Annotated in this window: 22 protein-coding genes and 2 tRNA genes; 11 read left to right on the top strand and 13 right to left on the bottom strand. The window is 63.0% G+C overall.

Going from position 1 to position 26,075, the window contains the following annotated elements; genetic code table 11:
• Window positions 1-16: 16 nt before the first annotated feature.
• The 3 genes from M728_RS17175 to M728_RS17165 all read left to right on the top strand — a co-directional run bounded on the left by M728_RS17175 (window position 17) and on the right by M728_RS17165 (window position 3,549).
• The gene (locus M728_RS17175; RefSeq protein ID WP_026622925.1) at window positions 17-343 is read left to right on the top strand and encodes a hypothetical protein; all 327 of its coding nucleotides are present in this window, start codon (window positions 17-19) and stop codon (window positions 341-343) included.
• A 95-nt stretch (window positions 344-438) separates the two neighbouring features.
• Window positions 439-1,470, top strand: a complete 1,032-nt coding sequence (locus tag M728_RS17170) for a hydroxyacid dehydrogenase (protein ID WP_026622924.1) — start codon at window positions 439-441, stop codon at window positions 1,468-1,470.
• A gap of 114 nt (window positions 1,471-1,584) precedes the next feature.
• Window positions 1,585-3,549, top strand: a complete 1,965-nt coding sequence (locus M728_RS17165) for an adenylate/guanylate cyclase domain-containing protein (RefSeq protein ID WP_034884525.1) — start codon at window positions 1,585-1,587, stop codon at window positions 3,547-3,549.
• A gap of 74 nt (window positions 3,550-3,623) precedes the next feature.
• On the opposite strand, the gene M728_RS17160 is transcribed toward M728_RS17165, so the two are convergent.
• Window positions 3,624-3,708: transfer RNA gene (locus M728_RS17160), tRNA-Leu, on the bottom strand.
• A gap of 1,172 nt (window positions 3,709-4,880) precedes the next feature.
• On the bottom strand, window positions 4,881-5,210 hold the full coding sequence (locus tag M728_RS17155) for a DUF6665 family protein (RefSeq protein ID WP_026622922.1): 330 nt from the start codon (window positions 5,208-5,210) through the stop codon (window positions 4,881-4,883).
• 381 nt (window positions 5,211-5,591) lie between these two features.
• Between M728_RS17155 and M728_RS17150 the strand changes: the two genes are divergently transcribed.
• The gene (locus M728_RS17150) at window positions 5,592-7,166 is read left to right on the top strand and encodes a hypothetical protein (protein ID WP_034884023.1); all 1,575 of its coding nucleotides are present in this window, start codon (window positions 5,592-5,594) and stop codon (window positions 7,164-7,166) included.
• Between the two features lie 310 nt (window positions 7,167-7,476).
• Here the strand turns inward: M728_RS17150 and rpsA are convergent, their stop codons facing one another.
• The 3 genes from rpsA to aroA all read right to left on the bottom strand — a co-directional run bounded on the left by rpsA (window position 7,477) and on the right by aroA (window position 11,348).
• On the bottom strand, window positions 7,477-9,183 hold the full coding sequence (gene rpsA / locus M728_RS17145) for a 30S ribosomal protein S1 (protein WP_026613612.1): 1,707 nt from the start codon (window positions 9,181-9,183) through the stop codon (window positions 7,477-7,479).
• 159 nt (window positions 9,184-9,342) lie between these two features.
• Window positions 9,343-9,981 (bottom strand): (d)CMP kinase, encoded by a 639-nt coding sequence (gene cmk, locus M728_RS17140; RefSeq protein WP_026621853.1) that lies wholly within the window; start codon window positions 9,979-9,981, stop codon window positions 9,343-9,345.
• Window positions 9,981-11,348 (bottom strand): 3-phosphoshikimate 1-carboxyvinyltransferase, encoded by a 1,368-nt coding sequence (gene aroA, locus M728_RS17135; RefSeq protein ID WP_026621852.1) that lies wholly within the window; start codon window positions 11,346-11,348, stop codon window positions 9,981-9,983. Before aroA ends, cmk begins: the two co-directional genes overlap by 1 nt.
• A gap of 297 nt (window positions 11,349-11,645) precedes the next feature.
• On the opposite strand from aroA, the gene M728_RS17130 reads away from it, so the two are divergent.
• Together M728_RS17130 and M728_RS17125 are read left to right on the top strand one after the other, a co-directional pair.
• Window positions 11,646-12,035: a TIGR02300 family protein gene (locus tag M728_RS17130; RefSeq protein ID WP_026621851.1), complete on the top strand. Its 390-nt coding sequence runs from the start codon at window positions 11,646-11,648 to the stop codon at window positions 12,033-12,035.
• Window positions 12,036-12,232: 197 nt separating this feature from the next.
• A tRNA-Ala gene (locus tag M728_RS17125) sits at window positions 12,233-12,308 on the top strand.
• Between the two features lie 174 nt (window positions 12,309-12,482).
• Here the strand turns inward: M728_RS17125 and M728_RS17120 are convergent.
• Window positions 12,483-13,061: a cupin domain-containing protein gene (locus M728_RS17120; protein ID WP_084044609.1), complete on the bottom strand. Its 579-nt coding sequence runs from the start codon at window positions 13,059-13,061 to the stop codon at window positions 12,483-12,485.
• Between the two features lie 102 nt (window positions 13,062-13,163).
• On the opposite strand from M728_RS17120, the gene M728_RS17115 reads away from it, so the two are divergent.
• Window positions 13,164-13,952: a YdcF family protein gene (locus M728_RS17115; RefSeq protein WP_026621850.1), complete on the top strand. Its 789-nt coding sequence runs from the start codon at window positions 13,164-13,166 to the stop codon at window positions 13,950-13,952.
• Window positions 13,953-14,066: 114 nt separating this feature from the next.
• Complete coding sequence (locus M728_RS17110) at window positions 14,067-14,702, top strand: trimeric intracellular cation channel family protein (protein ID WP_026621849.1); 636 nt, start codon at window positions 14,067-14,069, stop codon at window positions 14,700-14,702.
• A 59-nt stretch (window positions 14,703-14,761) separates the two neighbouring features.
• Here M728_RS17110 and irrA read toward each other — a convergent pair whose 3' ends face one another.
• Window positions 14,762-15,184, bottom strand: a complete 423-nt coding sequence (irrA, locus tag M728_RS17105; RefSeq protein WP_026621848.1) for an iron response transcriptional regulator IrrA — start codon at window positions 15,182-15,184, stop codon at window positions 14,762-14,764.
• A gap of 368 nt (window positions 15,185-15,552) precedes the next feature.
• On the opposite strand from irrA, the gene fabA reads away from it, so the two are divergent.
• Genes fabA through fabI form a run of 3 tightly spaced genes read left to right on the top strand, consistent with a single transcriptional unit; the run spans window position 15,553 to window position 18,151 of the window.
• Window positions 15,553-16,068, top strand: coding sequence for a 3-hydroxyacyl-[acyl-carrier-protein] dehydratase FabA (fabA, locus tag M728_RS17100; protein ID WP_026621847.1), 516 nt, complete (start codon window positions 15,553-15,555; stop codon window positions 16,066-16,068).
• 51 nt (window positions 16,069-16,119) lie between these two features.
• Entirely contained in the window at window positions 16,120-17,340 is a 1,221-nt protein-coding gene (fabB, locus tag M728_RS17095) for a beta-ketoacyl-ACP synthase I (protein WP_026621846.1), read from the top strand.
• A 4-nt stretch (window positions 17,341-17,344) separates the two neighbouring features.
• The gene (gene fabI / locus M728_RS17090) at window positions 17,345-18,151 is read left to right on the top strand and encodes an enoyl-ACP reductase FabI (RefSeq protein ID WP_026621845.1); all 807 of its coding nucleotides are present in this window, start codon (window positions 17,345-17,347) and stop codon (window positions 18,149-18,151) included.
• Between the two features lie 195 nt (window positions 18,152-18,346).
• On the opposite strand, the gene M728_RS17085 is transcribed toward fabI, so the two are convergent.
• The 6 genes from M728_RS17085 to rbfA form a co-directional block, all read right to left on the bottom strand.
• Window positions 18,347-19,363, bottom strand: coding sequence for a class I SAM-dependent methyltransferase (locus M728_RS17085; protein WP_026621844.1), 1,017 nt, complete (start codon window positions 19,361-19,363; stop codon window positions 18,347-18,349).
• A gap of 126 nt (window positions 19,364-19,489) precedes the next feature.
• A complete protein-coding gene (gene pnp, locus M728_RS17080) occupies window positions 19,490-21,643 on the bottom strand; it encodes a polyribonucleotide nucleotidyltransferase (RefSeq protein WP_026621843.1) in 2,154 nt (717 codons plus the stop codon).
• A gap of 459 nt (window positions 21,644-22,102) precedes the next feature.
• Window positions 22,103-22,372 (bottom strand): 30S ribosomal protein S15, encoded by a 270-nt coding sequence (gene rpsO / locus M728_RS17075; protein ID WP_026621842.1) that lies wholly within the window; start codon window positions 22,370-22,372, stop codon window positions 22,103-22,105.
• A gap of 227 nt (window positions 22,373-22,599) precedes the next feature.
• On the bottom strand, window positions 22,600-24,318 hold the full coding sequence (locus M728_RS17070) for a sensor histidine kinase (protein ID WP_051440957.1): 1,719 nt from the start codon (window positions 24,316-24,318) through the stop codon (window positions 22,600-22,602).
• A gap of 260 nt (window positions 24,319-24,578) precedes the next feature.
• The gene (gene truB, locus M728_RS17065) at window positions 24,579-25,514 is read right to left on the bottom strand and encodes a tRNA pseudouridine(55) synthase TruB (RefSeq protein ID WP_026621840.1); all 936 of its coding nucleotides are present in this window, start codon (window positions 25,512-25,514) and stop codon (window positions 24,579-24,581) included.
• A gap of 8 nt (window positions 25,515-25,522) precedes the next feature.
• On the bottom strand, window positions 25,523-25,930 hold the full coding sequence (gene rbfA / locus M728_RS17060) for a 30S ribosome-binding factor RbfA (RefSeq protein ID WP_026621839.1): 408 nt from the start codon (window positions 25,928-25,930) through the stop codon (window positions 25,523-25,525).
• Window positions 25,931-26,075 lie beyond the last annotated feature (145 nt).

Raw genomic sequence — 26,075 nt, 5'->3', positions numbered from 1 at the left:
AGAAAGTTCATTGAACATGACCTGGTTCCGTTCCGCCGTGGCGCTTCCCTTCACCTTTTTGCTCCTCGCTCTTTCGGCTGGAGCCGCGTTGGCGGAGGGCACTGCGCTGCAATTCGCCCAGACCTACCACGATCTCCCCGGCGTGCGGGCCCTCGACCCGCTCCGGGAGGGCGAGAATCTTGTCTGCGAGCAGGTCTTCGTCGACCGCTACGCACCCTTCGAGTCGTCACGCGGCCCCCGCTACGACACTGTCTACCGATGCCGTAGGGGCGATGGTCCAGTCTTTCAAAGCGGTCGGCTGCCGCCATCGCTCGAGAGGCAAAAGCGCGGGCTGAACTACTGAGGCGAAAACAACAAAGGCCCGCTTGCGCGCCGCCTGCAAAAACATACATCCACAGATTGAAAGGGGCGGCGGCACGCCCCGAAATGGAGGCGTCAATGTCCGAGACGAACCGGCCGCTTGCGATCAGCGCGCCCGCGCCACGCACGCTCGACCTGATCTTCACGCCGGAGGCGCTGCAGCGTCTTCATGAGCGCTACCGCGTCGTCGAGGCCGATCCGGAAAACATCGCCGGGCTCGACTCTGCGATCCTCGCCGAAACGCGCTACATCATCGGACAGCCGCCGCTTTCGGAAGAAACGCTGGAGCGAATGCCGGCGCTTCGCGCCATCCTCAACGTCGAGAGCAATCTCATCAACAACATGCCTTATGAATTGGTTTTCCAGCGGGGCATCCACGTGGTCACGACCGGCCAGGTCTTCGCGGAACCCGTGGCGGAGATGGGGCTTGCCATGGCGCTCAATCTCGCCCGCGGCATCGTCGATGCCGATCTCGCCTTCCGCGAAGGACGCGAGCTCTGGGGCGGGGAAGGCAACCAGTCGGCAAACCTCCTTTCCGGTTCCGAGATCGGCATCATCGGCTTCGGCGATCTCGGCAGGGCGCTGAACCGTGTGCTCTCGGGATTTCGTGCGAAGATCCGCGTCTACGATCCCTGGCTGCCGGCCTCCATGCTCCGCGAAGCCGGTGTCGAGCCAGCGCCGGTCGACACGGTGCTCGCGGAAAGCGATTTCGTCTTCGTGGTCGCGGCCGTGACGAGCGAGAACGAAGGTTTCCTCGGCGCTGAGGCTTTCGCCAAGATGCGCGCCGGCGCAGCCTTCATCCTCTTGAGCCGAGCCGGCGTCGTCGACTTCGATGCTCTGATCGCCGCGGTCGAAAGCGGACACATCCTGGCGGCGAGCGACGTCTTCCCCGAGGAACCGCTGCCCGTCGACCATCCGGTTCGCCGCCTGCCGGGCTTCCTGCGCTCGGCGCACCGCGCCGGCGCGCTTGATGTCGCCTTCAAGAGGATGGGCGAGATGGTGCTCGAGGACATGGATCTGATGGACCGCGGCCTGCCGCCGATGCGCTGCAAAAGGGCGGAACGGGAGACGGTGGCGCGGATGCGGTCGCGGCCGGTCAGCGTCAACTAGAGCCTTTCCTGGTTGCGGTATCGACCGCCCGCCACCGCTTAACCCGCCCTATGCAAATCCGGTGCAATGCTGCAAAGATCGACTGCCAATCCGGATCGAAGGGACACCGAACGCATGCAAGGCTCCGACGGGAACAGGCGTCCCGAGACCTGGACGAGCTCGCTCCGGTCGCTGCTCGGTGTCACGATGGTGGTGATGCTCATCGTCGTGTCCGCCACCCTGGTGGGGCTCGATTACCGCCGCGCGCGGAGCGCGGCGATCGCGAATACCGAGGAGCACATGGGCGCGTTCGTCGGCCGCCTCGTCGACCGCCTCGGGGTGCTTTCGGGCGACACATCGGCCGTCGTCGGCCTCGTCGCCTCCGTTGCCAATTCCTTCCTCGTGCCGCCGCCGGAGCGGATGATCGACAAGGTGGCGGTGCTGCGCGAGGGCATCTCGCGCTCGCCGCATATCGACGGCGTCTATGTCGGCTATCCGAACGGCGGATTTTTCCACATGGTCGATCTGAGGTCGGCTGCCTGGCGCATGGCGCTCGATGCGCCGCGCGGCGCGACGCTCGCCGTCCGCTCCATGGAAAGAAGCGACAAAGGCAAGCCCTTCGATCGCACAATGTTCCTCGATGCGAGTGGTCTCGTGTTCGCCGAGCGCCGGTCGGCCCCAACCGGCTTCGACCCGCGAAACCGGCCCTGGTACCGCGCCGCCGTCAACGGCAAGACTCCGGTCGCTACCGGCCCTTACGAAATGGCGACGACGAAGAATTTCGGGATGACGATATCGCAGGCCCACCGCGGCAATGCGAAGATCGTGATCGGCGCCGATGTCGTGCTCGACACGATCACGGACTTCTTGTCCCGCGAGCGGCTGACCGGCGATTCGGTGTCGTTCATTCTCGATGCCGTCGGACGGCCGATCATCCACTCCGACCCGCTGATGATGCAGCGCATCATGGCGGCGAAGGATCGCGACGGACCGGTGGCGGCACCGCAAGGCAATCCGCTGATCGAGAGCATCCGGCTCAACCCGCCTCCCCCAGGCAAGGCCGGTTTCGTGGACGTCGGCGACCGCACCTATCTCGCCATCGTCGCCCCGCTCGAATCGACACTGCTCCTGTCGGGGCACCGGGTCGTCGTCGCCGCCCCGCTCGACGAGCTGATGGCGGCTGCCAACGATACGCTGGTCCAGGGTCTCGCGATTTCGGGCGCCGTCGTGGTGCTCGCCATTCTCTTAGCGCTCGTTCTTGCCCATCTGATCACCAAATCGCTCAATCAGCTTACCGCCAGCGCCCAACGGCTGCAGGATCTGGATTTCACCACGCCCATCGACGTGCCCTCGCGTGTCGCGGAAATCTCCATGCTCAATGGCGCGATGAACAAGGCCCGCGACGCGATCTTCACCTTCGCGCTCTACGTGCCGAAGGAACTGGTGCGCAAGGGCATAGATTCCGGGCATTTCGCTGGTCGCGCCGGCTGGCGCCAGGAGGTGACGGCCCTTTTCACCGACATCTACGATTTCACCACGATCAGCGAGCGGCATTCGCCGGAAGAGGTGGTCGCGATGCTTTCGGGATATTTCGACCTTTTCAGCGAGGTCGTCGCCGCGCATGAGGGGACCATCATCCAGTTCCTCGGCGACTCGGTCTTTGCCATGTGGAACGCGCCGGTCGCCGACGCACGCCACGCCGAACACGCCTGCCGCTGCGCGCTCGCGGTCGAGGAGAGGCTGGAAGCCTTCAACGCGGACCAGCGCGCAAAGGGCCTGCCGGAATTCCGCACCCGCTTCGGCATACACACCGGCACGGCAGTCGTCGGCAGCGTCGGCGCCAAGGAGCGGCTGCAATATACGGCGATGGGCGACACGGTGAATGTCGCCTCGCGGCTCGAAGGCATGAACAAGGATTACGGCACGACGATCCTCGCAAGCGGTGCGGTGGTGGCGCAATGTGAAGATGTGGTGACTTTTCGCCCGCTTGGTTCCGCCCAGGCAAAGGGCCGCGCCTCGGCGCTCGAAATCTACGAAGTGGTGGGTGCGTCCATAATGGCTGCAGCGCGTGACAGCGCCGAGACGGGAACGGCGGCATAAAAACAAAAAAAACCCGGAAAACCGGGCCTTTTTGACATCCGAACCGCCGTGTGCGGATTACGGAAGAAGGAAATTGGTGCCCAGAAGAGGACTCGAACCTCCACGCCTCGCGGCACAGGTACCTGAAACCTGCGCGTCTACCAATTCCGCCATCTGGGCGACGGACCGGCATGTAAAAGGCCGTGGCCGAAGTGTCAATGGGCATTTTGAAGTTTTCCTGCCGGATCGCCAAAAAGCCCGGCGCCACAGTAGCGCGTCGCATTCAAACGTATTCATGCGATGCGCTTAGGTCTTTGTTTTTGTGGATGTCGTTGTTCCAAAACCGCTCCACACTTTTGGGCGACATGCATCACCGGCGTCGTCCGACCGCACCGGTCTTCTCCAGCGATAGGGAAAGAAATTCAGTGACATGGGCCTGAGACAGGCGCATGCTTGCGAACGGCGGATCGGGGCGGAAATCCGGTCGCTTCACTGCGTGATTCCTCAGGGTCGGAAACGATGCAAGGACAAGGTCATGCAGCGGCTGAAAGCGCTACGGCGAGCCGCGTCTCGTTGGACGCGGGAGCGCTGGAAAGCATGCGCGTACCCGGCGTCATGAATAAACACACGAAAACAAACGTCTATGAAGCAGGGACACAATCGGAAAGCAAAGGCTTTCGGAAAGTGAGGATGAAATGACGAAATTTCGGAATTTCGTTATCAGCTGCGCAGTCGCCGCCACCTCGATAATCCCCTCTGTCACGCCTGCACAGGCAATTCCGCGTCCGGTGCTCGACATCGCGAGCACGGCACCTGCAGACCTACAGAACGTAACGCACCGCGGGCGCTATGGCTGGGGCGGCCCGCGCTACTATGGCGGCTGGGGGAACGGCTTTTATCCGGGCTGGCATCGCCATCGACGGTCTGGCATAAGCCTGCAGTTCAACTTCGGCCCGAGCTACCCGCGGTATTATCCTGGGCGCTACTACTACGGGAACCGCTATTACTACGGCCCCCGCTATTACGGCCCTGGCTATTACCCCGGTTACTACCCCCGTCGCTACTATCGCCCTAGCTACTACGGCTATGGTCATTATCGACCCGGCTACTACGGCCATGGATACTATCGGCCTGGCGTCTACATCCAACGGGGTTGGTAAGGGCTACTGCATGTTTCCTTAGATCGTAGCGATTTAAGAATAAAACATGCAGCAATGCGAAGAGCTACAGCGAGCTTTGCGCATCTGACAAGACGCGCGGCGCTGTAGCGCGCGCGAGCCCCGGCGGCCGCCGCTGCGCTTGGATTTCTGGATTTGCGAGGCGGGAACGCTGCCGCACCCGCAAACGTAGGATTATCGTTTTCTAACGATCCCCAGACGCGCCATCACTTCCTTCGGGATGCCGTAGCGGCGCACCGCATCGCGGCTGTCGCGAAGGCCGCAAATTTCGCGCTGGATGAGGAAGGCCCAGACGGCGTCGGCCGCCTCGTCGAGCAGCCGTTCGCGTTCGGCCGGCTCGTGCCTGCTGCGATCGTAACCGTTCAAGGCGGCGATCGCCTTCTCGACCTTCAGCCCATGGCGCCCGAGGGCGTCGGCGCGCTCGGACATCAGCTCGTATTCGAGAACGTTCACGCCGGAGGCGAGATCGAAACGGCGCAGCGATTGTGGCGGACGAACTGTCATCAAAAGCTCCTTCGGTACAAGCAGGATGGACCCGCAAAGGCGCTCTCGCAAGGGCTGCGTATCCTCCGATCCCGCTCAGCGCCGCGGCTTTGGTTAACATTCGATAAACTTCTTCGGCTTATTCTCGGCCATCATGTCTTTAGGCCTACTGCATGTTTCCTTAAATCGTACCCGATTTAAGGACAAAAACATGCAGCAATTCAAAGTGCTACAGCGTCCTTTGTGCGTCTGAAAAGACGCACGGCGCTGTAGAGTGCCGGGCGTCTGCCTTTACGCGCGGCTGGGCCGATCCGCCGGCCGCGACGCGCATGAGGCGCCCCTCCAACAGAAAGGAATTCGACGGCACTTGGCGGCATCGTTGCGCGGGAATTGGAGATCAGGATGCTGACGCCCATTGTTACGATCAGAAATGCGATCGGCGCCGGTGAGGACGCGACGCCAAGCGTGCACCGTCCTTCGCTCCCGGCCGGCCCCCGTGCCGAGGCGATCCAGAAGATCCTCGATGCGCTGATCCTCCACCTCTCCGGCGAGGAGGTCCTTTCCAAGGACGCGCTGGTGAAGCTGATCGAGGATCTGGCGCTGATCCTCAAATTTCCGCCCCTGCCACAGGAGAGCGGACGCGCCTTCGTTCGCCGGCTAATCAACTTGCTCGAGGCGATGCCTCTGCCGGAACGCATTGTTCTTGAGCGGCAGCTCAACGGGCGCAGCCTCGTGCAACGCGTTGCCCTCCTGGCAGCAATGCCGATGAGCCGCGGGGGCGCATCGCCGCCCGATCAAACCCCGCTTCGAAGCCTGCCGCTGCCGAGTGCGGTGCTGCCATCGTTCCCCACCGTAAGGGCGCTGCCGACCGGCGACGTGGCGCTGCTCCAGGCCTTGCTGCGGGAAACCTATGGCGCAGACACCGACAGCCTCGGAGCCCGAGAGATGTTGGAGGATAAAGCGCCGGTGGCCGAGTCCGAGGAGACAAGCCGAACGGAACCGCAGCGGATGTCGAAAACGGCCGCGAACGCTCGATCCTCTCGGCCTACAGAAACAGCAACGGCTGGGAGGGTCGGGGCAGGTTTGGCGCAGGAGCGGACAGCGGCTGTCGAGCCTCCCTTGCCGGAGGGCTCCGAAGGAGGCGCCCAAGAGGTCTTGACCGACCACATCACCGTGCCGCAGCCGACCGGAACTGGTGAAGCGGCGAACTCGGAGACGCCGTTGGGCGCCACATCGGAAAACGTCGAAGCGGCTGCCACCGAAGCCGACTTGGCGATGCCGGAGGGCAGCATCGAAGAGGTCGTCGACAGCCTCGAGTCGGACGGAACATACGGCCTCCCGCGCGCAGGGGAGCACGATGGGCAACGAATGCCACGGGCGCCGGTTCGGAGCGGAACGGAAAGTCCTACTCCGCGCGTGTCGGTAGAGAGCGTGAAGGCGATCATCCAAGAGAGTCTCGTCCTTCCGGCGACGGCCGAAGCGGGGCAGCCGGCGATGGCGGAAAGCGTCGATGCCTCTCCCCGCGAGGCCGATACGGCGCCACGGGCGCGCGGGAGCGCCACGCCGAACGGAAATGTTGCGACGGGCCACGAAGCGCCGGGCGAGCATGCGTCCGCCGACGGGGAGGACGTAGCGTTCGCCGACGTACCTCCCTGGTCGAGGCCGCGACAGGCCGGCGAGGATGCCGGAACGCCGCAGGCAATCGCGCGGCTTGTCGAGTTCGGCCTTCCGCGCGAAGCCATTCCCTTCACATTGGTGCCCTACCCGCCAGCGCCTGCGGAAATCAAGAGCGAAGCCGATGAGGCGGACCGGCGCGAGCGGGACGACCACGAGGCGGACGCACGAGGCGACGAAGGAGAACAGGAAGGCCGCGACCAGGCGCAGGAGCATGCCGGAGGCGGCGAAGGCGACCAGGAGGAGGAGCCAGCCGCAACCGACGCCTATGACCTTTACCGGAAACTCGGCGGCCTCGGCTGAAGGCAACGTCTACATTGCCGCTCGCCCTACAGCGCCGTGCGTCTTTTCAGACGCACAAAGGACGCTGTAGCACTTTGAATTGCTGCATGTTTTCCTCCTTAAATCGACTACGATTTAAGGAAAGATGCAGTAACCCTCGCCCCCGCACGCGCTGAGGGGACTACGCAGGGCATCGCCGCTCCTTCGCCCCGCCCGTGGGGAGAAGCTGGCCGGCAGGCCGGATGAACGGCGGACGGAATATGCGATGCCCACGAAAAAGCCCGCGGAGATCGCGCTCCGCGGGCTTCTCTTATTTCCGTTGTAACAACGATTATTCGTTGCTCTGGCGGTTCTTGAGGGCCGCGCCCAGGATGTCACCGAGCGAAGCGCCCGAGTCGGACGAGCCGAACTGTGCCACCGCTTCCTTCTCTTCCGCGATTTCCAGAGCCTTGATCGAAAGCTGGATCTTGCGGTCCTTCTTGGAGAAGTTGGTGACGCGGGCGTCGACGAGCTGGCCTACCGAGAAACGCTCCGGGCGCTGTTCGTCGCGGTCGCGCGAGAGGTCGGCGCGGCGGATGAAGGTGGTGATGTCCTCGTGGTTGACGAGCTTCACCTCGATGCCGCCATCGTTGACGCCGATGACCTCGGCCGAAACGACGGCGTTCTTGCGCAGTTCGCCGGAAGCGGCAGCTTCACCGACCGCATCGCGGCCGAGCTGCTTGATGCCGAGCGAGATGCGCTCCTTCTCTACGTCCACATCGAGAACGACGGCACGAACGACGTCGCCCTTGTTGTATTCCTCGATGACCTGCTCGCCCGGACGGTTCCAGTCGAGGTCGGAGAGGTGGACCATGCCGTCGACATCGCCTTCGAGGCCGATGAACAGGCCGAATTCGGTCTTGTTCTTGACCTCGCCTTCGACTTCCGTGCCAGCCGGATGGCTGTGCGCGAAGGCCTGCCACGGGTTCTCGAGCGTCTGCTTGAGGCCGAGCGAGATGCGGCGCTTGGTCGGGTCGACTTCGAGAACGACCACGTCGACTTCCTGGCTGGTGGACAGGATCTTGCCGGGGTGGACGTTCTTCTTGGTCCAGGACATTTCGGAGATGTGGATCAGGCCTTCGATGCCCGGTTCCAGCTCGACGAACGCACCGTAGTCGGTGATGTTCGTGACCGTGCCGGTGATCTTCTTGCCGACCGGATACTTCGCACCGATGCCATCCCACGGATCGGACTCGAGCTGCTTCATGCCGAGCGAGATGCGGTGAGTTTCCTGGTTGATGCGGATGATCTGAACCTTGACCTGCTGGCCGATGTTCAGGATCTCGGACGGATGGTTGACGCGGCGCCATGCCATGTCGGTGACGTGCAGCAGGCCGTCAATGCCGCCGAGGTCGACGAACGCACCGTAGTCGGTGATGTTCTTGACGACGCCCTCGACAACCTGGCCTTCTTCGAGGTTCTGAACGATTTCAGAACGCTGCTCGGCACGCGACTCTTCGAGGACCGTACGGCGCGAAACGACGATGTTGCCGCGGCGCTTGTCCATCTTGAGGATTTCGAAGGGCTGCGGGTTGTGCATCAGCGGCGTCACGTCGCGGATCGGACGGATGTCGACCTGCGAACGCGGCAGGAAGGCTACGGCGCCGTCGAGATCGACGGTGAAGCCGCCCTTGACCTGGTTGAAGATGATGCCTTCGACGCGTTCGCCGGCTTCGAACTTCACTTCCAGACGCTGCCAGCTTTCTTCGCGGCGAGCCTTCTCGCGCGACAGAACAGCTTCGCCGAGCGCGTTTTCGATACGCTCGACATAGACTTCGACTTCGTCGCCGACCTTGAGCGAGCCGTCCTTGGCCTTGGCGCCGAATTCCTTCAGCGGCACGCGGCCTTCGACCTTCAGACCGACGTCGACGATGGCGACGTCCTTTTCGATCGCCGTGATGACGCCCTTGGCGACATAGCCTTCGGCGAGGTCCGTCTTGGCGAAGGACTCTTCCAGAAGAGCGGCGAAATCATCACGGGTGGGGTTGGTTGCAGACATATAATCTCCTGCTGCATCTCCTGCCGGAGACGCATATGCGCCGGTGGCTAGCGTTAACGGGCCTGAACCCAGTCCGCTCCTGTCATGGAGCAATCCGGCGCGTGGACGGAATTTCAGGCTATCTTCAAGAAGGCTATGCGGCCGCAGCCAAGCTCTTCTTCAAATCTTCTCTTTCAAGGCCGCGTCGATCATGGTCTTCGCCGCCCGGAATGCCGCCTCTATACTCATTTCGGACGTGTCGAGCAAGTGCGCATCCGCGGCGGGCTTGAGCGGACTGTCGGCTCGCCCCATGTCGCGCTCGTCGCGCTTCTTCACGTCCTCGAAGATCGCGGCATAGTCGGCCGTCCCGCCGCCGGAGACGATCTCGTCATAGCGGCGTTTGGCGCGGACCTCGGGCGAGGCGGTGACATAGAGCTTCACGGTCGCATCGGGGCAGACGACGGTGCCGATGTCGCGCCCGTCGAGGACCGTGCCCGGCTCCTTCCGCGAAAACGCGCGCTGCGCCTCGACCAGCGCCCGGCGCACGGCCGGCATCACGGCGATCTTCGACGCGGCCTCGCCGATCGCGTGGGCAGAGAGCACGGAGCGGTCGAGACCGGAAAGGTCGACTTCCCGCGCCATCTTCTCGGCGACCGCCTCGTCATCCAGCGGCAGTCCGGCATCGAGCAACGCCTTCGCGGTCGCGCGATAGGTGAGCCCGGTGTCGAGATGGTGAAAACCGTATTCCTCGGCGATCCGGCGCGAGAGCGTTCCCTTGCCGGCCGCGGCGGGTCCGTCGATGGCGATCACGTGACTCATCACGCCGCCTTGCTTTCGGCCTGCTCGATCTTCGCGCCGAGCCCTATCATCAGATCCATGAATTCCGGGAAGCTGGTGGCGATCATCGTCGCATCGTCGACCGTCACCGGATGCTCGGAGGCAAGACCCATGACGAGGAAGCTCATCGCGATGCGGTGGTCGAGATGGGTCTTCACCTTTTCGCCCGAGGCGTTGCCGAGACCCTTGCCGCCAGGGCGGCCGCGCACGACGAGCGAGGCTTCTCCCTCGTCGCAGTCGACGCCATTGAGCTTCAACCCGTCGGCAACGGCAGAAAGACGGTCCGACTCCTTTACGCGCAGTTCTTCGAGGCCGTTCATCACTGTCGCACCTTCGGCGAAGGCGGCGGCGACGGCGAGCACCGGATATTCGTCGATCATCGACGGGGCGCGCTCTTCCGGAACGGTGACGCCCTTGAGCTCCGAATAGCGAACGCGGAGATCGGCGACGTCCTCGCCGCCGGCGAGGCGCCTGTTCATGACCTCGATGTCGGCGCCCATTTCCTGCAGCGTCAGGATGAGGCCGGTACGCGTCGGGTTCATCAGCACGTTCAGGATGGTGATGGCGGAGCCCGGAACGATGAGCGCCGCGACCAGCGGGAAAGCAGTGGAGGACGGGTCGCCGGGCACGTCGATAACCTGGCCGATGAGCTTGCCGTGGCCTTCGAGGCGGATGGTGCGCACGCCCGCGGGATCGGTCTCGACCGCCAGGTTGGCGCCGAAGCCCTGCAGCATCTTTTCGGTATGGTCGCGCGTCATCACCGGCTCGATGACGGTGGTTATGCCGGGCGTGTTGAGGCCCGCGAGCAGCACGGCGGACTTCACCTGGGCGGAGGCCATCGGCACGCGGTAGGTGATCGGGTTCGGCGTCTGCGGCCCGTGTAGCGTCACCGGCAGCCGGTCGCCCTCGGCCGATTTCACCTGCACGCCCATCTCACGCAGCGGATCGAGCACGCGGCCCATCGGGCGCTTCGAAAGCGAAGCGTCGCCGATGAAGGTCGAGTCGAAATCATAGACGCCGACGAGGCCCATGGTCAGGCGGCAGCCGGTGCCGGCATTGCCGAAGTCGAGCGGCGCTTCCGGAGCGAGCAGCGCGCCGTTGCCGACGCCGTTTATGATCCAGGTGTCGCTCTCTTTCCGGATCCTGGCGCCCATGGCCTGCATCGCCTTGCCGGTATTGATCACGTCCTCGCCCTCGAGCAGGCCGGTGATGCGCGTCTCGCCCGAGGCAAGACCGCCGAACATGAAGGAGCGGTGCGAGATCGATTTGTCGCCGGGAATGCGGACCGTGCCCTTGAGATCGGAAGACTTCTTTGCGGTGGCGGGCCTTGGGCTCGAGCCGTGGGACATGACGTTTTTCCTCTGACAATCCGGCTGTTCGGCGGCACGAGGTCGAGCGCCGCCTGGGAGTGAACATCGAACCGCCGGTCTTGCGGGCTCCCTAACATAAAGAGCAAAGTGGGTCATCCTCCCCCACGAAGAAAATGCGGCGAAGAAAATGCGGGCGGGCGCGCCCGGAAGTTTGCCTTTGACAGAAGCGGCCAAGACGATTATGGGGACCGGCTAATCATCATAAGTTTGACACCTTCCACCCGCCGGTCTCACCGGCAAGAGCCGGTTCGTCCGGCCATTCAAGAGGCTTTGACTGTGGCAAAACCGGAACTTGGAACAAAGCGTATCGACCCGGAAACGGGGCGCAAATTCTACGATCTGAACCGTGATCCGATCGTCTCCCCCTACACGGGCAAGTCCTATCCGCTGTCCTTCTTCGAGGAGACCTCCGTCGCCAAGGTACTCGAAAAGGAGGAAGAGGAAGACGTAACGGAAGTCGATGCAGAGAACACGGAAGTCGAACTCGTTTCGCTCGAGGATGCCGATGACGAGGCCTCGGGCGGCGACGATCTGCCGGATCTCGGCGACGACGATGTCGAGATCGACAGCGACGACGACGACACCTTCCTCGAGACCGACGACGAGGATGATGACGACGACATGAGCGACATCATCGGCGTCTCCGACGAGGACGAAGACGTCTAAGGGTTTAAAAAGACGCATGAAAGCCGCTCCGGCCGCGGGAGTACGCGGCGGCCGGGCGGACGGGCCGGTAGAGAAAATAAAATCGCTGCGGCCTTCAATTTTCGGCTTGCCATCTGCGGAAAGCAGAAGTAATAAGCCGCCACTCGCCGGGCACAATGCCCGTCGGACTTCCCGGACCGGCACAGCCGGACCCTGATGGGGCTATAGCTCAGCTGGGAGAGCGCTTGCATGGCATGCAAGAGGTCAGCGGTTCGATCCCGCTTAGCTCCACCAAGTTTTCTCGCGTGACAGATCGGTATCACTGATACGCAGGCTGCGATCGGCCGCTCTGTGTCGTCTACAGCGCCGTGCGTCTTTTCAGACGCACAAAGGACGCTGTAGCACTTTGAATTGCTGCATGTTTTTGTCCTTAAATCGGGTACGATTCAAGGAAACATGCAGTAGCCGTCACTTGGCTGCAACGGTTGTCGGCGTCCCTTGGGCGCCGACAAAAACGGCAAGGATCTTGCTCGGTCCGTCGGCGACGTTGAAGGCCTGATGCTTGCGATTCTGCGTTTCGATGAAGGCCTCCCCTGCCTTGTAGCGGTGCGGCTCCTTGCCCTCTGTTCTCAGTTCGATCTCGCCTTCCAGGATGTAGACGTAGACGGGCACCGGATGCTCGTGCAGAGGCGTTCTCCCCTCCTTGGCAAGCGTGCCTATGACAGAGATCATCTCTGGCGTTCCGCTCGGGTAGGTGATGGGCTCATTGTCTCGGCTCACGCTCGATTTCACCAGCGGCTGCGTTTCAAAGCCTGCCGGCAACGCGTTTTCCTGGGCAAATGCTGCCGGGCCTGCCAGGAGAGCCAGGAGGGTCGTGATTTCACAAATTCGTTTCATGGGTTTTCCTCCCCTTTTCGGCGAATAGCCCGAATTATACGACAAAGGGGAGGCATCGAGCAGAGGCGAACGACGATCAAGCGGCCACTGTTCCTTAAATTGTAGCTGATTTAGGACAAAAACATGCAGCGATTCAAAGTGCTGCAGCATCCTTTGTGCGTCTGAAAAGACGCACGGCGCTGTAGTTCCCGGCGATGCGCGCTATTCGCCGCATTCTCGAAATGTTAACCACTCGTTCGGAAGAACAATGTTATGTTTCTCGTCTCGAAAATCTTCTGGCTTGTCGCCCAGCCGCTGTCGCTCGCTTTCCTGAGCCTGTTCGTCGGCGTGCTGCTGATGTTCGCCAAGTTCCGTCGCAGCGGCGGCGTCTTCGACGGACTCGGCCTCATCATCCTCTTCGTGACCCTCTTCACGACAACCGGCTCGTATTTCCTGCAGATCCTCGAGGACCGCTTTCCACGCCCCTCGCCGGAGCCAGCGGAACTTTCCTGCATCGTCGTGCTCGGCGGCGCCTTCGAGAATGTGGTGATGGCGAGCCGGGGCGGCGTGGAGTTGAACCAGGCGGCGGAGCGTTTCGTCGAGACCTCGCGCCTCGCCCGGGCCTATCCGGCCGCACGCATCCTCGTTTCCGGCGGCGACGGCTCCTTGAGCGGCATCTATGAAGGCGACGCGCATGCCTCGCAAGCCTTCTTCCAGACCTTCGGGATCGGCGTCGACCGGCTGATCCGCGAGGGAGAGTCCCGAACGACCTTCGAGAATGCACGCTATACCAGGGACTTGCTCGCCCAGAACCGGCTGGAACGTTGCGCGCTCGTCACCTCGGCCTACCACATGCCGCGTTCGGTCGCGCTCTTCCGGGCAAACGGCATCGACATCCTGCCCTGGCCGACGGACTATCGCACGACCGGCAAGGTGCGGCTCGGCCTCGATTTCACCCAGCCCGCGCTGAACGCGCAGCTGACGACGACCGCCGCCAAGGAATGGACCGGCCTTCTCGCCTATTATCTGCTCGGCCGCACGCAAACGCTGCTGCCGCAGTGACGTAATGCTCACGGGCATCGGGGGCTGCAAGCGCACTCGGCCTCCTGACTTGTCGCCGGCGCTGCGCTAATGATCGGGGATTGCCAACCGAGCCTGGCACCAAGCGGAGCACCCATGCCGATTCTCGAAATTCTCGACTATGCCGGCGTCGCGGTCTTTGCGGCGACCGGCGCGCTTTCGGCCTCCCGCAAACAGCTCGACATCATCGGCTATCTGTTTCTCGCCTCGATCACCGGCATCGGCGGCGGCACGATGCGTGACGTGATCCTTGGCGCGACACCGGTCTTCTGGGTATTGAACCCGGCCTATCTGCTCGTCTGCGCCTCGGTCGGGCTCCTGGTCTTTTTCACCTCGCACCGCCTCGAGTCGCGCTACCGTGTGCTCGTCTGGCTCGATGCGATCGGCCTTTCCGCCTATTGCGTCATGGGCGCGGCAAAAGGGCTCGCAGCAACCGGGTCGCCGACGGTCGCGATCGTCACCGGCATGCTGACGGCGACCTTCGGCGGCATTCTGCGCGATCTCTTGGCGGGCGAGCCCTCCGTGCTCCTGCGGTCGGAAATCTACGTCACCGCCGCCCTTCTCGGCGCCGGCGTTTTCGTGCTCGCAACGATGATCGGCATGCCGCTTGCGGCGACCTCGGCGCTCGGCGTGGTGACGGCCTTTGCCGTACGCGGCGGGGCGCTGCGATACGGCTGGACGCTGCCGACAGGCAAGGCCGGGCCGGGGCGCGACCCAAACGACGTCATGTAGCGAGAAATGTCGAGGCGTTGCAGCAAAGCGCGAGCTGCGCGGGACCTCGACTTATGCGGTCAGCGCTCAGACTTGCGCCGCAGCCGGATCACCACGTCGACATGGGAGATCTCCATGCCGTCCGGCGGTTCGGGCAGATTGTCGATCTGGATGTTGCTCACCGGAATGTCGAGGACCTCGTTCTGCCCCTCGATGAAGAAGTGGTGGTGATCCGAGACATTGGTGTCGAAATAGGTCTTGGCGCTCTCGACGGCCAAGACGCGGATCATGCCCGCCTCGGTGAACTGATGGAGCGTGTTGTAGACGGTCGCGAGCGAAACCGGAACGCCGGCCGCGACGGCCTCCTCGTGCAGTTCCTCCACAGTCAGGTGACGGTCGCCCTTGGCGAAGATCAGGTCGGCAAGCGCGACGCGCTGACGCGTCGGGCGCAGGCCCGAATTGCGCAGCCTCTCCTGCGAGGACATGTCCGTTGCTTTCGTCATCCAGAGCGGTTCCGATATTTCTGCCAAGGTCCCTTGGATTATCATTTTGCGATATAACTTCTGACGCCCCCGCTTTCAATAGATTCCGCACGTGCGAAGGCCGCAAACGCTGGAAAAATCGGCCCAAAGCAGGGGAAGGCAGGCATTTAACTCTGGTCGTCGCCACATACATACTGTAAGCGACGGCGGAACGATGTCGCCCTAGCGAGCAGAATGTGGGAGAATTTTCCGTCCACGGACGGCTCTACTTGGAAGGACGTCAAAGCTGCAGGCCGTAGCCGCGGACAGAGGCTACGCTTCATTTCAGGCCGAACTTGCTCTAAAGCAGGTCGGAGAACGCATACACACATTCGGGGAAGCAACCATCGATGACGACCAGGCAATCCAGCTTCAGCTATGAGGAAATCCTGACCTGCGGCCGAGGCGAAATGTTTGGCCCCGGCAACGCGCAGCTCCCGCTGCCGCCGATGCTGATGTTCAACCGCATCACCGATATTTCCGAAACGGGCGGCCCTCACGACAAGGGCTACGTACGGGCCGAGTTCGACATCACCCCGGACCTCTGGTTCTTCCCCTGCCATTTCATGGGCGATCCCGTCATGCCCGGCTGCCTCGGCCTCGACGCCATGTGGCAATTGACCGGCTTCTTCCTCGGCTGGCTCGGCGAGTCCGGCAAGGGCCGCGCGCTTTCCACCGGCGAGGTCAAGTTCACCGGCATGGTGACGCCAAAGACCAAGCTGGTAGAATACGGCATCGATTTCAAGCGCGTCATGCGCGGCCGTCTGGTTCTCGGCATCGCCGACGGATGGATGAAGGCAGACGGCGAAACGATCTACAAGGCTACCGACCTCAGGGTCGGCCTCTTCCAGGAAAAGGCCGACTGAATCGCGGGCTTTCGCCCGCGCCGGATCCAATCGAAGAAAAGGTCATCTGACATGAGACGGGTTGTTGTAACGGGCCTCGGCATCGTTTCGTCGATCGGGAACAATTCAGACGAAGTCACCGCGTCGCTACGCGACGCGAAGTCGGGCATCACATTTTCCCCGGATTTCGCCGAGCACGGCTTCAAGTGCCAGGTCTGGGGCGCGCCGACGCTCGACCCGACCGACCTTGTCGACCGGCGCGCCATGCGCTTCCTGTCGCAGGGCGGCGCCTGGAACCACGTCGCGATGAAGCAGGCGATCGCCGACTCGGGGCTGGAGGCAGGCGACATCACCAACGAGCGCACCGGCATCATCATGGGTTCGGGCGGCGCCTCGACGCGCGCGATCGTCGAGGCCGCGGAGATCACCCGCAAGAATAGCAGTCCCAAGCGCATCGGCCCCTTCGCCGTGCCGAAGGCGATGTCGTCGACGGCCTCGGCAACACTCGCGACCTGGTTCCAGATCCACGGCGTAAACTACTCCATCTCCTCCGCCTGCTCGACCTCGGCGCATTGCATCGGCAATGCCGCGGAAATGATCCAGTGGGGCAAGCAGGACGTGATGTTCGCTGGCGGCCACGAGGACCTCGACTGGACAATGTCCAATCTCTTCGACGCCATGGGCGCGATGTCCTCGAAATACAACGACACGCCGTCGACCGCCTCACGCGCCTATGACGTCGACCGCGACGGCTTCGTGATTGCCGGTGGCGCCGGCGTCGTCGTGCTCGAGGAACTGGAGCGTGCGCAGGCGCGTGGCGCCAAGATCTACGCCGAAATCGTCGGCTATGGCGCGACCTCCGACGGCTACGACATGGTCGCCCCCTCCGGTGAAGGCGCGGTGCGCTGCATGCGTCAGGCGCTCTCGACCGTGAAGGGCGAGGTCGACTACATCAATACCCACGGAACCTCGACGCCCGTCGGCGACTCCAAGGAGATCGGCGCGATCCGCGAGGTCTTCGGGGAGAAGATGCCGTACATCCAGTCGACCAAATCGCTGACCGGCCATTCGCTCGGTGCCGCCGGCGTGCAGGAATCGATCTACGGCCTGTTGATGATGCAGGCCGGCTTCATCGGCGAAAGCGCCCATATCAGCGAGCTCGACCCGGAATTCGAAGGGGTGCCGATCGTCCGCAAGCGCATCGACAACGCCAGGATCGATACGGTTCTCTCGAATTCCTTCGGCTTCGGCGGCACCAACGCGACGCTCGTCTTCCAGCGCTACAACGGATAACAACATGAACGGATTGATGAACGGAAAGCGCGGCCTCATCATGGGCGTCGCCAACAACCATTCTATTGCCTGGGGAATCGCCAAGGCTCTCGCAGCCCAAGGCGCGGAACTCGCCTTTACCTACCAGGGAGAAGCCCTCGGCAAGCGCGTCAAGCCGCTCGCCGCCGAGCTCAAATCCGAGTTTCTGCTGCCCTGCGACGTCGAGGACATCGCGTCCGTCGACGCCGTCATCGCCGCCATCAAGGAGCGCTGGGGCGGGCTCGACTTCATCGTCCATGCGATCGGCTTCTCCGACAAGAACGAGCTCAAGGGGCTCTATGCGGATACGACGCGGGAGAATTTCAGCCGCACCATGGTGATCTCCTGCTTCTCCTTCACCGAGATCGCCAAGCGGGCGGCGGAACTGATGAGCGCGGGCGGCACGATGCTCACGCTCACCTATGGCGGCTCCGTGCGGGTGATGCCGAACTACAATGTCATGGGTGTCGCCAAGGCGGCGCTCGAAGCGTCGGTGCGCTATCTCGCAGCCGACTACGGTCAGCGCGGCATACGCGTCAATGCGATCTCCGCCGGCCCCATCCGCACGCTTGCCGGCGCCGGCATCTCCGACGCGCGCGCCATGCTCTCCTGGCAGCAGAAGAACTCGCCGCTGCGCCGCACCGTCACGATCGAGGACGTCGGCAATTCGGCGCTCTACCTGCTTTCCGATCTCTCGCGCGGCGTCACCGGCGAGATCCATTACGTGGATTCCGGCTACAACATCACCTCGATGCCGACACTCGAAACGCTGCGTGCTGCGGACGCGGAGTAAAGACCGCCGGTCCGGCATCCGGGCCGCAATCGATCGATCTTTAAAGGATTGGAGCAGAATTCACCCACGCTCTCCTCGCTCGCGGGGAGAGGGGACGAGGACGCCAGAGCGCGCCGCGAGTCTCCTTCGCGCCGCGTGCGGGGAGAAGGTGGCCGGCGGACCGGATGAGCAAGGGGGCGACGACTTCAACCAGGGTCAGCGTTTCGCCCAGAGCACCTTGAAGCGCGCGTTGCGGCAGGTTTCGCCGCTTTCCTTGAAGTTTTCAGCTAGAACCTGTTCGTAAGGCAGGCCGCGATTGGCGACCAGCATCAGCCGGCCGCCGTGCTTGAGCGATTTGGCGGCCGCCTTGATCATCGCCGCGCCGAGCGCGGGCTCGGCGGCGTGGCCCTCGTGGAAGGGCGGGTTCATGACGATGAGGTCGTATTTGTCGCGCGTCTCCTCCGCCGTCAGGTCGTGCCAATAGAAGCGGGCCGGCGTCGAGGGCGCGTTCGCTGCCATGTTCGCCTGTGCAGCCTGCAGCGCTTCAAAATCCGCCTCGAACAGGTCGATGCCCTTGAGGTTCGGCGAGGCCTCTGCCAGCTTGACCGAGAGATAGCCCCAGCCGGCGCCGAAATCGGCGGCATGGCCGGCAAAATCGTGGGGCAGACGCGAGGCAAGAAGCTCCGAGCCGGCATCGACACGATCGTGCGAGAACATGCCGGGAGAAGCGTCGAACAGGCCGTCGACGCGCACGGGAACCTTGGCGAGCTTCGACACGGCCTCTGATACGTCTTCCGGTCGCGTGAACCAGAAGGCAACGCCATGATATTTTGGCATCGAGTCGCCATCCCAGCCGAATTTGCCGATCTTCTTGCGCAGCGGCTGTATGCCATCCTCCTTGCCGCCGGCAACGGCGATCAGCGCCCCCGTGCGGGTGCGCTTCAGCGCTTCGGCGATCCGGTCCTCGTTTTCGCCCTTGTGCTTGCCGCAAAGCACCAGCGCCACGTCATAGGCGTCGCCGGAAGCTACGGGCGTGACGTCGACGCGCGCGGCTTCGAGGGCACGGTAGAGGGGCCGCAGCGGCTGGACGGCGGAAATCGAGGCGCCAAAGCCCTCCGGCAGCCTGTAGCCCGCTTCCGCGCCGAGGAAGAGCACACGTTCGCTCTCTCCCGGCGGATCGATGACGCCTGTCTCGAAGGGATGAAATAGCGTTTTCAGCGCGTCACGGCTCATGGGATCGGATTCCGTTCTCAACTCGTTCAGGTCCGGCGGCGGCAACGACGCCGCGTTCTCGACCCGTCATAAAAAAGGGCGCGAAGCGATCCGCTTCGCGCCCCGATTTCATTCGGCCAGGGCGGCTTATTCGGCCGCTTCGCCGCCGTCCTTCTTCTCGCCCTTCTCGGCGACGATCTCCTTGCCGGTCGCCTGGTCGACGACCTTCATGGAGAGGCGGACCTTGCCGCGCTCGTCGAAGCCCATGAGCTTGACCCAGACCTTATCGCCTTCCTTGACGACGTCGGTCGTCTTGGCGACGCGCTCGGAGGCGAGCTGCGAGATGTGGACGAGGCCGTCGCGAGCGCCGAAGAAGTTGACGAAGGCGCCGAAATCGGCGGTCTTGACGACCGTGCCTTCGTAAATCTGCCCGACTTCCGGCTCGGCGACGATCGAATGGATCCACTTGCGGGCGGCTTCGATCTCTTTCGAAGAAGCCGAGGCGATCTTGACCGTACCGTCGTCCTCAATGTTGATCTTCGCGCCGGTCTTCTCGACGATTTCGCGGATGACCTTGCCGCCGGAGCCGATGACTTCGCGGATCTTGTCGACGGGGATGTTCATGACTTCGATGCGCGGTGCGAATTCGCCGAGCTGGCCGCGGCTTTCGGAAATGGCCTTGGCCATCTCGCCGAGAATGTGAACGCGACCGCCCTTGGCCTGATCGAGCGCGACCTTCATGATCTCTTCGGTGATGCCGGCGATCTTGATGTCCATCTGCAGCGAGGTGATGCCCGCTTCGGTGCCGGCGACCTTGAAGTCCATGTCGCCGAGGTGGTCCTCATCGCCGAGGATATCCGAGAGAACGGCGAAGCGGTCGCCTTCCTTGATCAGGCCCATGGCGATGCCCGCAACGGGCTTGGCGAGCGGCACGCCGGCATCCATCAGCGCCAGCGAGGTGCCGCAGACGGTCGCCATCGAGGAGGAGCCGTTCGACTCGGTGATCTCGGAGACGACGCGCAGCGTGTAGGGGAACTGCTCCGCCGTCGGCAGCATCGGGTGGATGGCGCGCCAGGCGAGCTTGCCGTGACCGATCTCGCGGCGGCCCGGAGAACCCAGGCGGCCCGTCTCGCCGACCGAGAAGGGCGGGAAGTTATAGTGCAGCATGAAGTTTTCCTTGTACATGCCGGTCAAGGAATCGACATACTGCTCGTCTTCGCCGGTGCCGAGCGTCGCAACGACGATCGCCTGCGTCTCGCCGCGGGTGAAGATCGCCGAGCCATGCGTGCGCGGCAGGAGGCCGACTTCGGCAACGATCGGGCGAACCGTCACGAGATCGCGGCCGTCGATGCGGCTCTGCGTGTCGAGGATGTTCCAGCGGACGATCTTGGCCTGCAGGTGCTTGAAGACGGAGGCGATCTCTTCCGCCGTATGAGCCGGGTTCTCGATGCCTTCCGGCAGGAAATGTTCCTTCACCCTGGCCTTGACCGCGTCGACGGCGGCATAGCGCGCGGCCTTCTCGGTGATCTTATAGGCGTTGCGCAGGTCTTCTTCGGCAATGGAAAGCATGGCGTTTTCGAGGGCGGAGTGGTCTTCCGGCTCGAATTCACGCGGCTCCTTGGCGGCGACTTCGGCGAGCTTGATGATCGCGTCGATTACCGGCTGGAAGCCCTTCTGGCCGAACACGACGGCGCCGAGCATGATATCTTCCGGCAGCTCCTTGGCTTCCGACTCCACCATCAGCACGGCGTCCTGAGTGCCGGCGACGATGAGGTCGAGAGCGGATTCGTCCATCTCGTCGAGATGCGGATTGAGCACGTATTGGCCGTTGATGTAGCCGACGCGGGCGCCGCCGACCGGGCCCATGAAGGGAACGCCGGAAAGCGTCAGCGCGGCCGAGGCGGCGACCATCGAAACGACGTCCGGATTGTTCTCGAGGTCATGCTGCATGACCGTTACGATGACCTGGGTGTCGTTCTTGTAGCCTTCCGGGAAAAGCGGGCGGATCGGCCGGTCGATCAGGCGCGACACCAGCGTCTCGTTTTCGCTCGGGCGCCCTTCGCGCTTGAAATAGCCGCCCGGGATCTTGCCGGCGGCATAGGTCTTTTCCTGGTAGTTGACGGTGAGCGGGAAGAAGTCCTGGCCGGGCTTCGGCGCCTTTGCCGAAACGACCGTGGCGAGCACGACGGTTTCGCCATAGGTGGCGAGAACGGCCCCGTCGGCCTGACGCGCTATCTTGCCGGTTTCGAGCTTGAGCGGACGCCCAGCCCATTCGATTTCTACCTTGTGGGTCTCGAACATGTTCTGTCCTTCGTGTGCGGCAGACCTTCCGCGGCTCATAAAGCGCGGGCGATCTGAAAGCCGCTTGGTGTGGCGCATCACGGGCAAGACAACGGGAGGCTTCAAGAAAGAACCGGCCGCCAAACCTCTTGCCGCGCTGCCCGTGGCAGCCGCTTCGGCAAGCAGGCGCCGAAGCATCCTGCAATCCTGCCCCATGACGGGCCATCAGTTGATCCGCGGTCCCGGCCCATCCGGTCCGCTGGACGGTCTCTCCGGGTCTCTGCGCCTGCGGCGCCTATGGAGAGACAATTGGTCGGGCGGTCAAGCGCCCTACTGCATGTTTCCTTAAATCATAGCCGATTCAAGATAAAACATGCGGCAACTCAGAGTGCTACAGCGACCGTTGCACGTCTGACAAAACGCGCGGCGCTGCAGTAAAAAAGCCGGCGGATCGCGCAAGCGATCCGCCGGACAACTCGTTTAGCGACGGATGCCGAGGGCACCGATCAGCTTGCTGTAGCGCGCTTCGTCTTTCTTCTTCAGATAGTCGAGGAGCGAACGACGGCTGGAAACCAGCGCGAGAAGACCACGACGGGAGTGATTGTCCTTCTTGTGGTCCTTGAAGTGTTCGGTCAGGTTGTTGATCCGTTCCGTCAGGAGCGCAACCTGTACTTCCGGAGAGCCGGTGTCGCCTTCGGCGGTTGCGAATTCCTTGATGAGCTGAGCCTTGCGCTCTGCAGTGATCGACATCGCATGATCCTTTCGTTTCGAGGATTTCAAGGTCGCCGGCAGCCGGGATGTCGTCCAGCCGCGGCCGTTCATCACGAAGAGGCCTTGCCTTTCGCTGGCGTGCCTATAACCGAAACCGATCCAAAAGGAAAGGGTCATGAAATCCGCAAGAGCCCTCGCCTTGCGCCGGGCCGTCAGGCCATCAGCCGGGGAGATGACCCGAGGCTGTGACAGATGGCCGATGGCCGTTAGCTGGCCGCCTCGCGCGAGGCGTCACGATCGTCACGCGGGATGCGTATCCGCCATTCGATACCGTCCGCATGCATCGTCCGTTTGAGCTCGGCGTGCAGTGCCAGACCAAGCATGCGCTCGAGCACGACGGTTCCGAAGCCTTTGCGAACCGCTGCCTCCGCCGGCTCTACGATATCGGCGCCGGTCTCGCGCCAGTGAATCTCGATCGTGCCGTCCGAAACCCTCCATTCGAGCCGGATGGCACCCGTCGCATTGGCCAACGCGCCATGCTTTATCGCGTTGGTTGCCAACTCGTGCAGCGCCATGCCCAGCGTCTGCGCCATCTGCGCGTCCAGACGCAAGGGGGGACCGGAGAGCACGACGCGCTGCTGATCGTCCGGCATGAAGGGCTGGAGCTGGTTCTGCGCCAATTCGCGGAAATCGACGCCAAGGCCGGCATTGGTCAGCATCAGATCGGTCGACCGGGCAAGGCCGGCGAGGCGCTTGCGGAACGCGTCGACGAATTCCGACGTGTCCTCTGCCGAATAGGCGGACTGCGCCAGCATCGACTGGATGACCGTGAGTTGGTTCTTTGCGCGGTGGGCGACTTCCCGCATCAGGAGGCGGATCTCCCATTCGGCCTTCCTGCGAGCCTCCGCTGCGCTCGCGAGCGCTGCCGATACGGCCTCCACTTCGGTGATCATGTATCGCCGCGGCTGGATCGATTCGCCGGCGCCGAGGCGGCGCGCATCCAGCGCCAGCAGCCTCACGCCTTGCGTCAGCAGGCGGGCGATCGTCCACGAGCCGGCGATGGCAAGGCTTGCGAAGATGATGCCACCGAGCGACAGCCAGAGGAACGACCAGAACATCGGCTGATCGACGATCTCGCTCGGGGCCCAGGCGACGATCCGCCAACCGGTTATGACCGAAAATTCCGACGCGACGCGATAGTCCACCCCGCCTTTGCTGACATTGCCGATACCTATGCTGATCCTCGGGAGCATGTCGAGGAAGAACCGATCGCCGGGCTTCATCGAGGCATCCGAGGAAGCGACCACCCTGCCTTGTCCGTCGACGAGCGCGGCATTCCAGCCGGGCGAAAGCGTATCGCGATTGACCGCCTTTGCCATGCTCCTGGCGTCTTGCGCGAGGCCCAGCAGATACTTTTCGCCGTCAGGAGCCGTTATCGGGAGATAGGCGTTGAAGACCCATCTCTTCACCGCTTCGTCGAAGAACACGCCGGAAACAAGTGGCGCCGTGCTCTGCAGAGCGCGGTCGATTTCCGGGTCCGGGGCCCGTCCGAGCAGCGTTCCATAGGGAAGGCTGGTGTTCAGTTGCAGGTTCCGTTTGCTGTCCACGACCACCAGATCGGAATCCGTTTGCGCCAGAGCGGTCGACGCGCTGGCGTAGAAGCTGCGCAGGTCACGAAGATCAACTGCCCTTGATTTCGAGAGCACACCAAGCGTGGTGAACATGCCGTCGACCTCGCGTTCGACGATGCGCGCGACGGATCCGGTCGAAGCCCTGAGCAGCGAATTTACCACCGCTTGCTGTGCATCCATGTTGCGCTGCAGGATGACGGAAGAAAAGATGAACGGCGGTATGATCGCGATCAGCAATAACGAAATCAGGTAGAAGCTGAATGGGCGCCTGAGGTGCCGGCGAACGAATCCCTGGACGGCCTGCAGACTGCCGGACGAAGCGCTTCCCAGTTTGTTGCCTGACGCCTCATCCACTGGAGGCCGCCTTTCGCCATCCTTTGCCGCACTGCTGGAGCGGGGACGCAACTTTCCGGCTGCATCCGCCCCTCATCCGGCCTGCCGACCACTTTCTCCCCGTCTCGAGGGGAAAAAGGCTCGCGGCGCGCTCCCAAGCCCCCTCCCGCTCGCGGGAGAGGTTTGGGAAGGGGTAAGCGCCTTAGCAAAAGGCAGTATACGCCGCTTGCGCCGCCCGGCTCGATCTTAAACGAGCCAGACAGATTTTTTGACCCGCAGAATCACTGGGTGGCGAACACCCTCTTCGGGCGAAACTCTCCCTCGGCGATCTCGCCGATCGCCACGAGTTTTCCGCGCGCCGTCGCATAGGCTTCGGGAGCCGGCAGCGGCGCATCGCGGCCGCGCAGGATGACAGGATTGCCCATCCGCAGGCGGTGCGCCTGGTCGTCGGTGACGGCAATGTGCGGCAGGTCCGAAAGAGCCTCGCCGGTCTCGATCAGGAAGTCGTCCAGGGCATCGAGCCGCTCGGCATCGTCCTCAATCTTCTCCAGCGCGATTAGATCGGCGAGCGGTACCATGTCCTCCTCGCCGAAAGGGGCGACAAAGGTGCGACGCAGAGATGCAATGTGGCCGTAGCAGCCGAGATCGCGGCCCATGTCGCGGGCGAGCGATCGGACATAGGTGCCCTTGCCGCATTCGATTTCGAAATGGGCAAGATGCGGCGTCGAGCCGATCAGCGACAGACGGAATACTTCCACTTCACGCGCCGGGATCTCGACCGTCTCGCCGTCGCGCGCGAGATCGTAGGCGCGTTCGCCGTCGATCTTGATCGCGGAAAACTGCGGCGGCACCTGACTGATCACGCCCGTATATTTCGGCAGAAGGGCGCGGATCGCCTCCTCGGTCGGCCGTGCCGCCGACGAACGGACGACCTGGCCCTCGAGGTCGTCGGTGGAGCGCTCCTCGCCCCAGGCGACCGTGAACTCATAGATCTTGCGGCCGTCCATGACGTAAGGGACGGTCTTCGTCGCGTCGCCGAGCGCAATCGGCAGCATGCCGGAAGCCAGCGGATCGAGCGTACCGGCGTGGCCGGCCCTCTGCGCCTTGAACAGCCACTTGATCTTGGACACCGCCTCGGTCGAGCCGAAATCGAGGGGCTTGTCGAGGATTAGCCAGCCCGAAATCGGACGGCCCTTGGGTTTGCGCGGCTTGGACATTGGTCTTCTTATTCTTTGTCGTCGGTATCGGAATCGAGGTCTCGGCTGACTTCGGGGGAGCGCAGCAACTCGTCGATCTTCTGATAGTTTTCGAAGCTGGTATCGTCGCGGAAGCGCACATCCGGCATGTATTTCATCTGCCGGAGTTGCGGCCCGAGCCGGCCGCGAATGTACTTCGCATGCTTGTTCAGCGCCTCGATAACCGCTGCGTGATCCTTGAGCCCGAGCGGCGTCACATAGGCGGTGGCGATCTTCAAATCAGGCGACATGCGGACTTCCGAAATGGAAATCACCGTCTTTTCGATCAGCGGATCACGCACTTCGCCGCGCTGCAGCACCTGCGTGATCGCGGCGCGCACCTGTTCGCCGACGCGCAGCATGCGCTGGGACGGAGCGGAAGATGTGGATTTGGTCATCATACCTTACCCTGGACCACGACGTCGGTGCATTGAGCCTGGTCGAAGCGTGGTCGGTTCCAACATGCGAGAGGCGGGCGGGACAACCGCGCGCTATTCCTCGCTCAAAAAAATGCGAGCGCCGGAGCCGATCCGGCGCTCGCCA

Origin of the sequence: Ensifer sp. WSM1721 (assembly GCF_000513895.2) — a bacterium.
Lineage (GTDB): Bacteria > Pseudomonadota > Alphaproteobacteria > Rhizobiales > Rhizobiaceae > Sinorhizobium.
The sequence above is the reverse complement of the archived record's forward strand: the minus strand, read 5'-3'. Positions and strand labels throughout refer to the sequence as shown.

What these genes read in the sequence shown, in the direction of transcription:
- irrA (WP_026621848.1), bottom strand. Translation starts at nt 15,184, where the DNA reads ATGACGAAAGCAACGGACATGTCCTCGCAGGAGAGGCTGCGCAATTCG.
- pnp (WP_026621843.1), bottom strand. Translation starts at nt 21,643, where the DNA reads ATGTTCGAGACCCACAAGGTAGAAATCGAATGGGCTGGGCGTCCGCTC.
- M728_RS17155 (WP_026622922.1), bottom strand. Translation starts at nt 5,210, where the DNA reads ATGACAGTTCGTCCGCCACAATCGCTGCGCCGTTTCGATCTCGCCTCC.
- fabB (WP_026621846.1), top strand. Translation starts at nt 16,120, where the DNA reads ATGAGACGGGTTGTTGTAACGGGCCTCGGCATCGTTTCGTCGATCGGG.
- M728_RS17170 (WP_026622924.1), top strand. Translation starts at nt 439, where the DNA reads ATGTCCGAGACGAACCGGCCGCTTGCGATCAGCGCGCCCGCGCCACGC.
- M728_RS17085 (WP_026621844.1), bottom strand. Translation starts at nt 19,363, where the DNA reads ATGAGCCGTGACGCGCTGAAAACGCTATTTCATCCCTTCGAGACAGGC.
- rpsA (WP_026613612.1), bottom strand. Translation starts at nt 9,183, where the DNA reads ATGTCTGCAACCAACCCCACCCGTGATGATTTCGCCGCTCTTCTGGAA.
- M728_RS17175 (WP_026622925.1), top strand. Translation starts at nt 17, where the DNA reads ATGACCTGGTTCCGTTCCGCCGTGGCGCTTCCCTTCACCTTTTTGCTC.
- M728_RS17150 (WP_034884023.1), top strand. Translation starts at nt 5,592, where the DNA reads ATGCTGACGCCCATTGTTACGATCAGAAATGCGATCGGCGCCGGTGAG.
- aroA (WP_026621852.1), bottom strand. Translation starts at nt 11,348, where the DNA reads ATGTCCCACGGCTCGAGCCCAAGGCCCGCCACCGCAAAGAAGTCTTCC.
- fabA (WP_026621847.1), top strand. Translation starts at nt 15,553, where the DNA reads ATGACGACCAGGCAATCCAGCTTCAGCTATGAGGAAATCCTGACCTGC.
- M728_RS17165 (WP_034884525.1), top strand. Translation starts at nt 1,585, where the DNA reads ATGCAAGGCTCCGACGGGAACAGGCGTCCCGAGACCTGGACGAGCTCG.
- truB (WP_026621840.1), bottom strand. Translation starts at nt 25,514, where the DNA reads ATGTCCAAGCCGCGCAAACCCAAGGGCCGTCCGATTTCGGGCTGGCTA.
- M728_RS17110 (WP_026621849.1), top strand. Translation starts at nt 14,067, where the DNA reads ATGCCGATTCTCGAAATTCTCGACTATGCCGGCGTCGCGGTCTTTGCG.
- rpsO (WP_026621842.1), bottom strand. Translation starts at nt 22,372, where the DNA reads ATGTCGATCACTGCAGAGCGCAAGGCTCAGCTCATCAAGGAATTCGCA.
- fabI (WP_026621845.1), top strand. Translation starts at nt 17,345, where the DNA reads ATGAACGGATTGATGAACGGAAAGCGCGGCCTCATCATGGGCGTCGCC.
- M728_RS17115 (WP_026621850.1), top strand. Translation starts at nt 13,164, where the DNA reads ATGTTTCTCGTCTCGAAAATCTTCTGGCTTGTCGCCCAGCCGCTGTCG.
- rbfA (WP_026621839.1), bottom strand. Translation starts at nt 25,930, where the DNA reads ATGACCAAATCCACATCTTCCGCTCCGTCCCAGCGCATGCTGCGCGTC.
- M728_RS17120 (WP_084044609.1), bottom strand. Translation starts at nt 13,061, where the DNA reads ATGCTGCAGCACTTTGAATCGCTGCATGTTTTTGTCCTAAATCAGCTA.
- cmk (WP_026621853.1), bottom strand. Translation starts at nt 9,981, where the DNA reads ATGAGTCACGTGATCGCCATCGACGGACCCGCCGCGGCCGGCAAGGGA.